This is a genomic window from Luteimonas gilva (genome assembly GCF_005239095.1).
GTDB lineage: Bacteria > Pseudomonadota > Gammaproteobacteria > Xanthomonadales > Xanthomonadaceae > Luteimonas_C > Luteimonas_C gilva.
Genome location: NZ_SZUA01000001.1, coordinates 566,773 through 580,486, shown reverse-complemented (window position 1 = coordinate 580,486; position 13,714 = coordinate 566,773). Strand labels below are relative to the sequence as shown.

Below are 13,714 nucleotides of genomic sequence, written 5' to 3'. Positions count from 1 at the left end.
GTCAGGAATGATAAGTGGACCGACATCACGCGCTGCCCAGCGGCGCGCAGCTGCTCGCACGCGCGAGCAAACGCACCGGAGCGATCGTGCGTTGCGCGGCGCGTTCGGGCTCGCGGATGCGTTGCAACAGCAATTCGGCGGCTTGGCGGCCGCGGGCGCGCGGGTCGACCGCGATCGTGGTCAGCGCGGGCGTCGCCAGCGCGGCTTCCGGAATGTCGTCGAAGCCCGTGAGCGCGAAATCATGCCCCGGCCGGCGACCCTGCGCAGTCAAGCCGAGCATCAAGCCTAAAGCGACGGTGTCGTTGTAGCAGACGGCCGCCGTGGGAGCGTCGGCCGCGCCCGCGAACAAGGCTTGGCTGCTCGCGGCGGCGTCGAGCCGGGTCGGCGCTGTTTCGATCTGCCATTGCGGCTGTGGCGAAATGTCGGCGGCCTGCAGCGCGTCAGCATAGCCCTGCCTGCGCTCGCGGCACGAACTCGAGTCGGCATGGCCGCCGAAAAAAGCGATGCGGCGATGCCCCAGTTCCAGCAAATGCTCGGTGGCCAGGCGCGCGCCATGGCGATTGTCCAACGCCAGGAAATCCCAATGCGCACCCGGCAACTCGCGGTTGAACACCAACACGGGCGCTTGCGTGCCCAAGGCCGATTCCAAGCGTTCGCCGTCGCTGTGTTCGGCCGGCGACAGGATCACGCCCGCCGGCTGGTGCTCCATCAGCGAAGCCAGCACCGCGCGCTCGCGCTCTGGCGATTCGCCGGTATTGCCCAGCAGCACGACATAGCCTTCGGCGGCCACCGCGTCGTCCACGCCGGCCGCGAACTCGGCGAAGAACGGGTTGGACAGATCGTTGATCACCAGCGCGACGCTCGACGAGGTGCGCCGGCGCAGGTTCGCCGCGCTGCGGTTGTAGACGTAGCCTTGGCGCTTGAGTTCGGCCTCGACCTTGGCGCGGGTATCGGCGTGCACCAGCGGGCTGCCGCGCAGCACCAACGACACGGTGGCGCGGGATACGCCGCTGCCGAGCGCGATGTCGGTGACGGTCACGGCCTTGCGGACGTTGCGCGGGTCGCTCATGGCGTCGGTTCCCGCAGCGAGAAGGCGATTACGGTGCTCACGACGCTCGTCCCCATCCATTGGCAGAGGGCGAATCATTGCACGGCGAGGGCGGCGGCTGGGATATCCCACGAGACCCGGCCTCAACGCGGCGCTGCGCAAGGCGATGCCGGCAGATCGGCGGGAACCGTGCCCCAGGCCGTATCGGCATCCTCGGTCAAGCGGAACGCGATCGTCGCGCCGCCGCTCAATGCCGCCCAATCGGTCCAAACTTTTTCGTAAGGCTTGTCTTCGATGCTCGCTGCGGCCACGTACTGCAGCTTGCGGCCGTCCGCGCCGGGCGCTTCGATCCGCAGCGTCCTGCCCTCCCCCAGATCGATTTCGACGCGGGCGAATCGGGGCGTGTGCAGCAGCAGTTGCCCCGTGCCCGGCACTGCGGGATACAAGCCGATCGCGCTGAACAAATACCAGGCCGACATCGTGCCGAGATCGTCGTTGCCGGTAACGCCGTTCGGCGCGTTGGCGAACAAAGTCTGCGCCGCGCGCAGCACGGTCGCGGTCTTGGCGGGCCGGCCGATCAGCGTATACATCCAAGGGGTATGCAAGTCCGGCTCGTTGTTCGGGTTGTAGCGGTATTGGTTGTAGTAGCTGTAAGGGCCGACTACCCAATCCTTTCGCGCCGCGGTCGCGGGATTGGCCAATAGATCGTCGTAGGCGAAGAACGCATCCAGCCGCTTCAAGGCTTGGGTTTGTCCGCCCATGGCTTGCACCAAACCCGGGACGTCCTGCTGCGCCAGCCATTGGTATTGCCAGGCGGTGCCTTCGTGGAAGCCGTGGTCGGAGGCCGGGCTGTAGGCTTCTTTTTCCGGCGTGTACCAGCGCCCATCCAACGTGCGCGGGCGCGGAAAGCCGACGAATCCGCGCGTTTCGTCGCGCACGTCGGCATCCCAAAGCTTGCGCCAATTGCGTCCGCGTTCGGAGTAGCGTTTCGCGTCGCTCGTTTCGCCCAGGGACTGGGCCATTTGGGCCAGCGAGCAATCGGCCAGCGCGTATTCGAGCGTGGCCGAGCCGCCGTGGTGCGGGTCGACGTCCATGCCTTTGGGCTTGAACGCCTTGTCGTATTGCACGAAGCCTTGACGCAGATAGCTTTCGTTGCCGGAACGCCCGCCCATCCGCGATTCCGTCGGCGGCAAGCCGTCGGCGTTCTGTTTCAACGCGGCGTACGCCTGCCGCTCGCTCCCCCGCAAGGCGCCGAAGCGCCACAAATCGACCAGGAAAGGAGTGACCGGATCGCCGGTCATGATGTTGGTCTCGTAGTTGGCGTAGCCCCAGCGCGGCAGCCAGCCGCCCTGCTCTTGGATTTTCAATACCGATGCCGCGATGTCGCGGGCGCGTTGCGGCTGCGTCATCGCCAGCCATTGGTTCTGGGTGCGGTAGGTGTCCCAGAGCGAGAAGAATTCATAGTAGGTCCAGCCGTCGGCGCGATGGACCGCATCGTCCCAGCCGCGGTAGCGGCCGTCGGCATCGCTGCCGGTCAGCGGTTGCAGGAAAGCATGGTAGAGCGCGGTATAGAAGACGGTGCGGTCGCCCGGGCTGCCGCCCTCGATCCGCACTTTGCCCAGCTCTTTGCGCCAAGCATCCTGAGCCTGCGCCTTCATCCGATCGAAGCCGAGCAGGCGGCCACCGCGCATGCCTTCGGCGCGTAAATTGTTGCGGGCGCCTTCGAGGTCGACATGCGACACCGCGCTCACCACGGTCACCGTTTTCGATTTGCGCGTATCGAAGCTGAGCCATGCGCCGTTCGGCGCTTCGTCGGCGCGGCTTTCGCGCGAATCCGGCTCGCCGCCGTCCTTGTCCCAGGTGCCGTGCGCCTGGAAGGGCCGATCGAATTGGAGCCGGAACCAGGTGGTGTAGCGCTTGCCGCCGCAGAAGCTGAGCGTTTCGACTTCGCCTTCTACCGTATCGTTGCCGACGATGCGCAGCGCACTGCGGGTCACGCGATGGCGCTCGTTGGCCTGGCCCAGATTGACCAGCAGGTGGCCCTGCGCGCCGCCGAAGAACGTATAGCGCTCCGCCGCGGCGCGGGTCAGCGCCGTGGCTTCGGCATCGATACCGCCGTAATCGGTCAACCGCGTTCTGTAATAACCGGCCTGCCCGACTTCGCCTGCGTGGCGGTACGAGGATGCGTAGTTCTTCTGATCGAAGCTCTCGACCTTGGCCGTATCGAAACGGCCGCCGGGCCCGATCTTGCCCGTCACCGGCAGCACCGATACTTGCCCGCCCTGCTCCCAGCAACCCGCGCCGGACAGGAAGAAATGGCCGAAGCCGCGGATCTTCGGGTCGTCGTAGCGCCAACCGGAGTAATGCGTGCCGATCGGGCTGACCTGGATCATGCCGAACGGAGCGGATGCGCCGGGGAAGGTGTTGCCGTCGTCTTTGGTGCCGATGTAGGTGTTGACCTGCGCCGCCAGGTCGTCGCCGGCGGCGCTTGCCGTTGCTTCTCCTTTCGGGAGAAGGTGCCCGAAGGGAGGATGAGGATTCGGTTTGCGGTCGGAGCCGCGCGCCGGCGCCGAACCCTCGTCCGGCGCCGCCGCGCCGCCTTCTCCCGATGGGAGAAGGAAAGCGAGCGCCATCGCAAGCATGAGAGCGGCCGAGCCGCCGATGCGGAGACTACGCAAGACAAGGCTCCTTCCGGTTCTGGTCATCGCTTCAGGCTCGGCTGCTCACGATGCGCTCAATTTAGCTTGAGCACGTACTCCAGCGCGATCTCCCGCCCGACCGGGCTGAACAGTCGGCTGTTGTAGAACTCGTAATCCAGCTTGTACGGATCCTTGTGGTTCCAGCCGGTGCTATTGAAGGCGTTGTTGACGTAGAAATTCACCTTCGACCGCTCGCTGAGCTGGTAGCCGACGTTGAAGTTCCAGGTGATCGAAGGCCCGACCCGGCCGAAATAGCGCGAAGTCTGCTGTCGGTAGGTCGGGCTGTTCGGATCGGTGTCCACGCAATCGGCATGGTCGTTCGGCACGCCGCCGTCCGGGAACGGCGTGCAGCCGCCGTACCCGCCTTGCTCCGCCGTCCAGTGGTAGCGCACGCCCGGCACCGAACCGATGCGGTCGCCGTACACGTTCCAATTCCACTTCTGCCCTTGCCAGCTGACGCTGCCGCGGACCTTGCTGCGGATGTCGCGATCGCGGCGTTCGGGATCCGGGTCGGTGCGGTAGGTCTGCTCGCGCAACGAGCGCAGGTTGGTGTAATTCAAAGCGAACTGGAAATTGCCCCAGCGCGCCGTATCCAGCCGGTAGCGCAACGAAGCGTCGATGCCCTCGACGTGCTTCTTGGCGATGTTGATCGGCCCGCGCTCGACCGAAACGATCTGGCCGCTCGCGTCGCGCTTCACGCGCGAGACGATGGAAGCGCAGTATTCGGCCCCGCCCGGATTCGACCATGACAGGTTCGGGTCGACGGTCTTGCCGGTGCGGCAGCCCGCCTCGTCGCGCAGCACCGTGTCCTCGCCGATGTCGCGGATTTCGTCTTCCAGGTCGATCGACCAGTAGTCCGAGGTGATCGACAGATTGTCGATCACGTCCCACACGAAACCGACCGTCCAGGAATTGCCGAGTTCGGAGCGCAGATCGGGCGTGCCGCGACGGTTGATGTCGAAGACATAGAAATGCGGGCTGCCCTGGCCGCAATTGGCGATCAAATAGTCGCCGCTCTGGATGCAGGTGTACGGGTCGGTGGTCTGTACTTGCGACGAGCTCGGCTGCGCCAGCAGATAGTGCATGTCCGGCGCGCGGAAGCTGGTCGCATAGCTGCCGCGCAGCAGCAGGTTGTCGAGGGGCCGCCACTCCAGGCCCGCATTCCAAGTGGATTCGCTCTGGGTGCCGATCGACAGCCGGCTTTCGTTGTCGAAAGCTTTGTAGTCGCCGTAGCGGTCGTAGCGCGCGGCCAAGGTGGCGGTCAGCGTTTTCAGCAGCGGAACCTGGAATTCGACGCCGGCCGAATAACGTCGTCGCTCGCCGCCGCCGCGGTCCACGTTCTGCACTTCGTAATCCAGATTGGCGCGCGGGTCCGGACGCAAGCGATAGCCCTGCTCCGCGGCCTCCACCACCGCGGCGAAGCCGATCGGGCCGGCCCAGCCTTCGAACAGATCGCCGTCGATAGCGAAGCTGGCCTGGTTCACCCAAGACGAGGCCTGGTTGATCGAATGCGCGCCGAACTGGCGGTATTGCTCGGGCGTGAGCGGACTCCACCAGCGCGATTCGTCCAGATCGTAGATCGGCAGACCGTCGGGCGTGGTGCCCAATTGCGGGCCGAGGAAATAGTCTTCGGACTTGTTCCAATCGACGGTGGCGATGTTCTCGCGCACGGTATAGCGCGCACGGCCGATCGACGCTTCCCAATCGAAGCCATCGCCGAAACTGCCGCGCAAGCCGGCGCTCAAATCCCAGGATCTTTCCTTGTTGGAATTGCGCAGCGCGTCGAAGCCGCCGGCTTCGCGCGGCGTGATGTTGCGGATGCCGATCAGGTTGCGGCCGCTGCCGGCATCATGGAACGCGGGGAATTCCGGCCCGCCGGGCAGCACCACCGCCGGCGGCGACGTACCCCAGATGCCTGTCGAATCGTACACGGCCAGATTCGCCCAGGCCTGCAAACCGCCTTCGAAATCCCAGGTGCCGTGCAGATAGCCGGACCAATCCTCGCTGCCGCTGCGCAGAAGCCAGTTGGCGAAATCCGCGCTCAATCCGCAAAGCTGGCCGGTGTTCGTCACCGTACCGCTGTTGCGGTTGTACAGCAGGCGGTCGGCCAAGTAGTACTCGCCGCCGAAGTGATCGCAGGCACCAGCGGGCGGCGCAACGCGATTGCCGGTATCGGCGTCGATCAAGCCGAGGCCTGTGCTCGGCCTGAAACCGACTTTGCGCTGCTCCGGATTCCACGAGGAATACGGCGCATCGCTGGCGTCGTCCATCTTCGGCCGGTCGCGGCCGAACAGCGGTTCTTGCTTGGTGTACTGCACCGCGTACGTCAGGTTCCATTGCGGCCCGCTCTTGCCGCCGGCCCAGGAAATATCGGTCGTTTCGCGCCCGCCTTCGGTGGACGCGCCCATGCGCATGCGGATTTCGTCGCCTTGATAGCCTTGCTTGAGGATCACGTTGACCACGCCGGCGACCGCATCCGAACCATAGATCGCCGATGCGCCGCCGGTCAGCACTTCGATGCGTTCGACCGCGGCGGCGGGAATATTGCCGTAATTCGCGAAATTGCTTTGGCCGCCGTACGGCAGCGGGTAATCGGCGACGCGGCGGCCGTTCACCAGCAACAGACTGCGGCCCGGGCCCATATTGCGCAGATTCAGCGGACTGGCGTTGGGCGTGTGCGAACCCCACTGCACGTCGGCTTCGACCGTGCCGATCGCTTCGTTGAGCGTGGTCAGCGCATCGTAAACGGTGACGAAGCCTTCCTTCTTGATCTGTTCCGCGGTGATCAGCGTCAGCGGCGCAGGGCCTTCGACTTGAGCGCGCTTGATGCGCGAACCGGTGACGGTGACCTTGTCAAGTTGCTTCGCGCCTGCTTCGGCGGACGCCGCCTGGGGCGCTTGCGCCGGCGGTTCCGGGGCGGTCTGAGCCAGCACCGTCAAAGGCGCGAACAGAATCGGCAGGAGCGCTTTGGACAGGGCATTGCGGGTTAGCCTGGGCTGCTGGTTCACGATCTTCCCCTCGCTCGTAAATTCGGCTTAATGATTGGATTCATGCGATTTAGATCGATCTAAATCATCGAGCAAATAAATCCGGCTGCGCCGGACGATCCAGTCCCCCTGTGAACTGGATCGATCTAAATAAATCACGGATACGGCCGGAAGGCATGACGCGGCGCAGCAAGGAGGACCGTGCAATCGCTGGGGATTGCGCTTCGAGCTGTCATTCCCGCGAAGGCGGGGAATGACGATGCGGGCTCTATAGGCCGCGCAGTCTCTCGACTAAGGCGCGGACCACAGCGGCATCGGTCTGCATGCGATCCGGCTCCAAACCGGACAGGCCCTGCTGGCGATGACGCATCGCCGAACGTCGCAGCGACCGCGCGGAGGCATGGAACTCTTGGGCTTCCGAGCGCGCGGCGATCTCGCGGACGTTGTCGACCGTGATGCCCGCGCCGGCCATGACGCGGATGCGCCCTGCCCCGCTGCGTACCGCATCGGCGATGCTCGCCGCGCCGGTCGATGCATCGTTGGCGCCGCCGGAAGTCAACACGCGTTCGCAGCCCAGCGCGACGATGTCCTGCAAGGCTTGCGCGCGGTCGCGGGCCGCGTCGAAGGCGCGATGGAAGGTCGCGCCCAGTCCGCCCGCGGCGGCCATCAACACGCGGCAGGCGTCGGCATCGACATCGCCGTCGGCATCGAGCGCGCCGATCACCACGCCATCGCATCCCAAGCGCACGCAGTGCTCGATGTCGCGGCGCATGGTTTCGAGTTCGACCTCGTCGTACAGGAAATCCCCGCCGCGCGGGCGAATCAAGGCGTAGACCGGGATCCGCAGCTTATCGCGGACCATCGACAAGGTGCCGTGCGAAGGCGTAGTGCCGCCTTCGCCCAGGTTCTCGCACAGTTCGATCCGGTCGGCGCCGCCTTCTTGCGCGGCCAGCGCCGAAGCCAGCGAATTCGCGGCGATTTCCAGCAGCGGCGCGGTCATTTCTGTTCGGTCGCGTAGACCGAACGCGATTCGAGCAGCGCGTCTTGCTTCGCGGCGTCGCAGACCGCATAGACGAAACCCTTGTGCAAGGCGAAGGCGCCGACTTCTCCGTGCTTGTTCAAAGCGAGGAAGCAGACCTGCAAGGTTTTGCTCGCCTGCGGACGCTTGCGCACGACGCGGTCGATCGCTTCCCGGCACGCGTCTTCGGGCGAGCGGCCTTGGCGCATGAGTTCGACCACGAGAAAGCTGGCGGCATTGCGGATCATTTCCTCGCCCACGCCGGAAGCGGTGGCCGCACCGATGTCGTTGTCGACGTACAGGCCCGCGCCGACGATCGGGCTGTCGCCGACGCGCCCGTGCATCTTCCACGCCATCCCGCTGGTGGTGCAGGCGCCGGCGAGCTTGCCCGAAGCGTCGAGCGCGAGCATGCCGAGCGTGTCGTGGTTTTCCTTGTTGCCGGGCAGCTTGGCGCGTTCGGCATTGATCTGCGGCTGGTACTTGGCGGTCTTGAGCCATTCGCGCCAAGCCTTCTCGGCCTCGGGCGTCAGCAGTTTCTCTTTGGCGAAACCTTGTTCGACCGCGAATTGCTGCGCGCCTTCGCCGACCAGCATCACATGCGGGGTCTTCTCCATCACCCGTCGCGCCACCGAGACGGGATGGGCGATGTCCTGCAACGCCGCCACCGCGCCGCAACGGCCGTCGCCGTCCATGATGCTGGCGTCCAACGTCAGCACGCCGTCGCGATCGGGATTGCCGCAGCGGCCCACGGTCGAATTGCACAAATCGCCTTCCGCCCAGCGCGCCCCGGCTTCGACCGCATCCAACGCCGAACCGCCGCCGGCCACGACTTTCCAAGCGGCTTGGTTGGCCTCCACGCCGAAATCCCAGGTCGACACCACCTTGCCTCGCGCTTGCGCGGACGCGGCGCGGACCGCGCCGGGAAGCGCGAGCGCTCCGGCCGCCAGCAACGAGGTCTGCAGGAAATCGCGGCGTGTGGTCATGAAGGTCTCCCGATGGGCGAGCGGATGAGCCGAAACGCGTTCACTCGGCGATCTGGCGGTCCATATGCCAGGCGGCCGCGCCGATCAATCCGTAGCGGCCGTGTTCGATCAGCCACACCGGCACCTGCGCCAATACACTGCGCAACACACCCTTGTTGAGGAAGCGTTCGGCGAAATCGCTGCGCAGCAAGAAGGCTTGGATGTGCGCCGGGATGCCGCCGGCCAAGTAGACCGCTTGCGCGCCGAAGGTGAGGACCAGATCGCCGACGACGCTGCCGAGCAGCGCGCAGAAAACCTCCAGCGCCTCGCGCGCCTGCGCGTCGCTGCCGTCTTGCGCGGCGAGCGCGATGGCGGCCGGATCGGACGTACGCGGAGCGACGCCGGCCATCTCGCACAAGCAGCGGTAGGCGTTCGCCAAACCGGGGCCGGACAGCACGCGCTCGTTGTCGATATGCGGCCAGCGTTGAAGCAGGCGACGCACGATTTCCAGCTCGCGCTCGTTGCCGGGCGCCAGCGCCGCGTGCCCTGCCTCGGTCGGCATCACGCTGGCGCGACCGCCGCGCGAGGATGGCGGCAACCACAAAGCCGCGCCGAGACCGGTACCGGGGCCGATCACCAGCGTCGGTCCCGTCGGCATCGCCGATGCGGGGCCGACGACCAGCGTCGCGGCCGCCGGGTCGATGTAGGGCGTGGCCCGGGCCATGGCTTCGAAGTCGTTGATGAGCGCGACTTCCTCCAGCCCCAGCGCTTGCCGCAATTGCGACAACGACACGCGCCAAGGCAGGTTGCTGTTGACCAAATCGTCGCCGTTCAGCACGCCGGCGATGGCGATGGCCGCGCGCTCCGCGTCGGCGCCGGTCTGTTGCACGAAATCGCGCACGATCGCCGCCAAGCTGGCGTGCTCGGCGCAAACGTATTGGCGGTAATGGAGCATGGCCGCGGCGCCGCCGCCGAGGCCGGGCTGCATCAAAGCGATCCGTGCATGGGTGCCGCCCACGTCGGCGGCGATGAAAGGCCGTTCCCGCGGCGAAGCGCCGGGCACTGCAGCGATTGCGCTCTGAACCATGCGACCCGGGGCCAAGATTTCCTTCGAGGCCATCGTGCCCCGGCGAGCGATTATTGAATATTCCGGCCGATATTCCTATGGCCGGCGGCCGGGCGCGGGCGTACGGGCGCCGGTTAGGAACGGGTTAAGCCCAACGCCGCGTTTCTTATTCTTTTTCACTCCAGGCGCGCCTTTTCGGTATAAAGCCGGGTAGGAACAGGGACGGCACATGCGCTTCGACCAGGTCTATATCACCTCCACCGGCGCCTATTTTCCGGGGGAGCCGGTCGGCAACGACGACATCGATCGCTACATCGCACCGATCAACGCCCTTTCGCCGCGGATCAAGCGCCGCATCTTGGGCGAAAACGGCATCGTCACCCGCCACTACGCGATCGACGATCAAGGACGCAGCACCCACACTTGCGCGGCCTTGGCCGCGAACGCGGTGCGCGCCTGCTTGAACGGCGGCGGCGAAGCCGCGTTGGGCGACGTCGATCTGCTGGCCGCGGCGACTTCGTCCGGCGATCTGATCCTGCCCGGCTTCGCCAATATGCTGCAGGCCGAATTGCGCGCACCGGCGATGACCACCGCCAGCCATCACGGCGTCTGCGCCTCGGGCATGGCGGCGCTGCAGCATGCGGCGCTGGCCTTGCAGCATGGGCAGCATCGCCAAGCGATCGTCGCAACGGCGGAATTCCCGTCGCGCCTGTTCAAGCGTTCGCGCTTCGCGCCTGCAGGTTACGACGCCGATTTCGACGCGCATTTCCTGCGCTGGATGCTGTCCGACGGCGCCGGTGCCTGGCGCCTATCCACGCGGCCCGGCGAAGGATTGTCGTTGAAGCTCGAGCATTTGCACTTGAAATCGTTCTCCGGCGAATTGCCGCTGTGCATGCAGGCGGGCCAGGCGCCCGATGGTCGGCTGTGGGGCGACCATGAGGATTTCACCGCCGCCGACGCCGCCGGCGCGATGCTGCTGCGCCAGGACATCCGCTTGCTGCCGCAGTTGTTCGATGTGGCCACGCACGAGTACGTGAAGCTGGCGCAATCCGGCGCGATCGATCCGGCATCGATCGACCACTTTCTCTGCCACTACTCCTCGGAACGTTTCGCGCCGGTGGTCAAGCAATGCCTGCAGCTGGCCCAGCTCGACATCCCGGAAAGCAAGTGGTACAGCAATTTGAAATTTCGCGGCAATCTCGGCTCGGCCTCGATCTTCACCATGCTCGACGATTTCCTGCGCGAGCGGAAACCGAAGGCCGGCGATACGATATTGCTGTTCGTGCCCGAATCGGGCCGGTTCACCGTCGCGTTCGCGCTGTTGAAAGTCGTTGATGCGGCATCGCCCGCCGCTGTCGCCACCGCAGCGCCCATCGCTGCCGAAGCGCCATCGCCCGTGCCGCTGCCGGAACCGCCGCACGCGGCGGACGACAAGCAATTGCCGGAAGTCGCGCGATTGCTGCGCGAACTCGCTCTGATCTGGCACGACTACCGCAGCCGCGTCTGGCGCACGCCGTTGGTGACCAAGATCTTGGACGGCAGCGTCGGCAAAGCCGATTACGTCGGCTGGATGGAGCAATGGGTGCCGCAAGTGCGCCAAGGCAGTTTGTGGATGCGCAAAGCCGCCGACCATCTGACGCCGAAATACGCCGTGCTGCGCGACACCGTGCATCACCACGCCGACGACGAGCAGTTCGACTACGACGTGCTGTTCGAGGATTACCGCAATGCCGGCGGCAAGGTCGCTTCGCTCGACGAGCTCAAGCGCAACCCCGGCGGCGAGGCGCTGAACGCCTACCTGCACGCCCGCGCCGCGCAGCCCGATGCCTTGGGCCTGCTCGGCGCGATGTACATCATCGAGGGCACCGGCCAGCGGATCGTGCCGGCATTGCTGCCCTTGTTGCGGGAACGGCTGGGCTGGCTGGGACGCAGTTTCAACTTCCTCGCTTACCACGGCGAGAACGACGTCGCCCATCTGCAACGCTGGCTGGCGGCGGTGGAGACGGCGCTGGCGATCGGCGGCCGCGACATCGCCGCCGACATCGTCGATGATGCGCGGCACACGGCCGCGCTCTACGCGCGGCAGTTGGAAATGATCCGCTGACGGAGGCTCGCGTGGGCAAGAGCGAAGATTGGCTGCACGTCGCGCACGATCCGCGCGATCCGAACCCGTGGCTGGCGCTGTATCTGGACGCCAGCGGGCCGCTGGCCGACGAGGTCAAGCGCGCCTGGCTGTCGGACGCGGCTTCGCGCTCGCGCCAATTCGTGTTGCCGGTGGTGCGGCCGCTGGCGCGCTTGGCGATCGTACTGATCCAGTTGCTGAAGATCCTGATGCCGAACGATTTGACTTCGTCGCGCATCCTGCATCGCCTGATCGTTTGGGGCATGAAGACTTTCGTCAGGCCCGAAGCGAATTGGCTGATCCTGCGCCACTTCCATCTGGGCTCGCAGGTGCTGGCCTTCATCGGCGCGAACGCCCTGCCCGGCCAGACGCTGCCCTCGCATCCGCTGAAACCGGCCGACATCGACGCGCTGCGCGACGACGTGTTCCTGCAGCACGACTTGAACCTCTTCAACTTCGTGATCAACCTCAACCGCGCGCTCGGCGGCAAGCCGATCGAGCCGCCCGAGCGGCCGGACTTCTCGATGATCGCGCAGCCCCCGCTGCGGCTGGAGGACATGCCGGACCGCTGGACCAATTTCATCGATCTGCAGACCGCGATCGAGGTGTATACGCCGGTCTACCAATTGTTCCTGACCGACAACGATTTTTGGCGCGCAACCAATTCGCTGCAGCTGGACGAAGTGATCGGGATCTACGCTTCGACCTTGCTGAAGCGGCAGGACTATCTGGTCTTCCTCAATAACAAGCATCCGCTAGTGCCGCTGACCACGCTGCGCGCCGGATTCCGGCTGGTGCTGCATGGGCTGTCGACCGAGATGCTGCATGCGTTGCTGGGCCGGGCTAAGGCCGAGCAAGAAGCGAAAGCCATTTAGACACGGATAAGATCGGATCGATGCGGATAAAGGCGTAACAAATACAAGATATATCCGCCCTCATCCGCTCTGATCCGTGTCAAAAAAGCTCTAAGAAACGGGCCGCACTAGGCCGCCCGTTTCGGTGACGCACTGACTCGATCAGCCCCGCACCGGCACCAGGGTGATTTCCACGCGGCGGTTCTGCGCGCGGCCCGATTCGGTGTCGTTGCTGGCGATCGGACGCGATTCGCCGGCGCCGACGATGATGAAACGGTCGCGCATGATGCCTCGGCTCATCAGGTAGTTGCCCACCGCGTTGGCGCGGCGCTCGGACAGAGCTTGGTTATAGCTGTCCGTGCCGACGCTGTCGGTATGGCCGGCCACTTCGATGATGGTCTGGTTGTATTCCTGCAGCGTGCTGGCGACGCCGTCGAGCACCGAGTTGAACTGCGGCTTCAAGGTGGCGCTGTCGAAGTCGAAGGTGATGCCGCTGGGCATGTTCAGCGTGATGTTGTCGCCCTGACGGATCACGTCGACGCCGGTGCCCTGGGTACGCTCGCGCAGGATGCGTTCCTGGCGGTCCTGATAGGAACCGATCGCACCGCCTGCGAGGCCGCCGACGCCGGCACCGACCAGAGCACGCTGGCGGCGTTCGGTGGCGTCGCTGCCGCTGAGCAAACCGGCCGCTGCGCCGATGGCGGCGCCGATCAGGGCGCCCTTGCCAGTGCGACTCATGCCGCCCTGTTGCTGTTGCGGCTGGCCGTACGGATCTTGCGGGGGCGGCGGTTGGTTGCCGTAATAGCCGCCGCCGGTACTCATGCAGCCGGTCAGCAGCATGCTGCCGGCGACCATCAAACCGATTGCGGATTGCTTGAACAGGTTCATCGTGCCTCTCCTCGTCGCTGGGAGTGAATTCGCGCCGCCAAGCTAATCACGCCCGCGTCACCGGCGGGTG

Annotated in this window: 9 protein-coding genes; 2 read left to right on the top strand and 7 right to left on the bottom strand. The window is 65.6% G+C overall.

The genetic code is table 11. The features are described from left to right. Positions 1-25: 25 nt before the first annotated feature. The 6 genes from FCE95_RS02590 to FCE95_RS02565 all read right to left on the bottom strand — a co-directional run bounded on the left by FCE95_RS02590 (position 26) and on the right by FCE95_RS02565 (position 9,801). A complete protein-coding gene (locus tag FCE95_RS02590; protein WP_137265426.1) occupies positions 26-1,069 on the bottom strand; it encodes a LacI family DNA-binding transcriptional regulator in 1,044 nt (347 codons plus the stop codon). A 122-nt stretch (positions 1,070-1,191) separates the two neighbouring features. Next, positions 1,192-3,681 (bottom strand): GH92 family glycosyl hydrolase, encoded by a 2,490-nt coding sequence (locus tag FCE95_RS02585; protein ID WP_137266419.1) that lies wholly within the window; start codon positions 3,679-3,681, stop codon positions 1,192-1,194. A gap of 101 nt (positions 3,682-3,782) precedes the next feature. Continuing rightward, positions 3,783-6,755 (bottom strand): TonB-dependent receptor plug domain-containing protein, encoded by a 2,973-nt coding sequence (locus FCE95_RS02580; RefSeq protein ID WP_137265425.1) that lies wholly within the window; start codon positions 6,753-6,755, stop codon positions 3,783-3,785. Between the two features lie 247 nt (positions 6,756-7,002). Continuing rightward, positions 7,003-7,734, bottom strand: coding sequence for a copper homeostasis protein CutC (locus FCE95_RS02575; RefSeq protein ID WP_137265424.1), 732 nt, complete (start codon positions 7,732-7,734; stop codon positions 7,003-7,005). Continuing rightward, on the bottom strand, positions 7,731-8,735 hold the full coding sequence (locus tag FCE95_RS02570) for a glycosylasparaginase (protein ID WP_137265423.1): 1,005 nt from the start codon (positions 8,733-8,735) through the stop codon (positions 7,731-7,733). The genes FCE95_RS02575 and FCE95_RS02570 overlap by 4 nt, the downstream gene beginning before the upstream one ends. Before the next feature lie 40 nt (positions 8,736-8,775). Further along, positions 8,776-9,801 (bottom strand): glucokinase, encoded by a 1,026-nt coding sequence (locus FCE95_RS02565; RefSeq protein ID WP_137265422.1) that lies wholly within the window; start codon positions 9,799-9,801, stop codon positions 8,776-8,778. 208 nt (positions 9,802-10,009) lie between these two features. Here FCE95_RS02565 and FCE95_RS02560 point away from each other — a divergent pair, with 208 nt between their 5' ends. After that, positions 10,010-11,884 (top strand): iron-containing redox enzyme family protein, encoded by a 1,875-nt coding sequence (locus FCE95_RS02560; protein WP_137265421.1) that lies wholly within the window; start codon positions 10,010-10,012, stop codon positions 11,882-11,884. An 11-nt stretch (positions 11,885-11,895) separates the two neighbouring features. Continuing rightward, positions 11,896-12,777: a DUF6999 family protein gene (locus tag FCE95_RS02555; RefSeq protein ID WP_137265420.1), complete on the top strand. Its 882-nt coding sequence runs from the start codon at positions 11,896-11,898 to the stop codon at positions 12,775-12,777. Between the two features lie 141 nt (positions 12,778-12,918). Here the strand turns inward: FCE95_RS02555 and FCE95_RS02550 are convergent, their stop codons facing one another. Further along, a complete protein-coding gene (locus FCE95_RS02550; protein WP_137265419.1) occupies positions 12,919-13,644 on the bottom strand; it encodes a YiaD family glycine zipper/OmpA-like lipoprotein in 726 nt (241 codons plus the stop codon). Between the last annotated feature and the right edge of the window lie 70 nt (positions 13,645-13,714).

Bases quoted from the DNA above. Each gene is read 5' to 3' on its own strand.
- FCE95_RS02590 (WP_137265426.1), bottom strand. From the start codon at position 1,069: ATGAGCGACCCGCGCAACGTCCGCAAGGCCGTGACCGTCACCGACATC.
- FCE95_RS02585 (WP_137266419.1), bottom strand. From the start codon at position 3,681: ATGGCGCTCGCTTTCCTTCTCCCATCGGGAGAAGGCGGCGCGGCGGCG.
- FCE95_RS02575 (WP_137265424.1), bottom strand. From the start codon at position 7,734: ATGACCGCGCCGCTGCTGGAAATCGCCGCGAATTCGCTGGCTTCGGCG.
- FCE95_RS02570 (WP_137265423.1), bottom strand. From the start codon at position 8,735: ATGACCACACGCCGCGATTTCCTGCAGACCTCGTTGCTGGCGGCCGGA.
- FCE95_RS02565 (WP_137265422.1), bottom strand. From the start codon at position 9,801: ATGGTTCAGAGCGCAATCGCTGCAGTGCCCGGCGCTTCGCCGCGGGAA.
- FCE95_RS02560 (WP_137265421.1), top strand. From the start codon at position 10,010: ATGCGCTTCGACCAGGTCTATATCACCTCCACCGGCGCCTATTTTCCG.
- FCE95_RS02550 (WP_137265419.1), bottom strand. From the start codon at position 13,644: ATGAACCTGTTCAAGCAATCCGCAATCGGTTTGATGGTCGCCGGCAGC.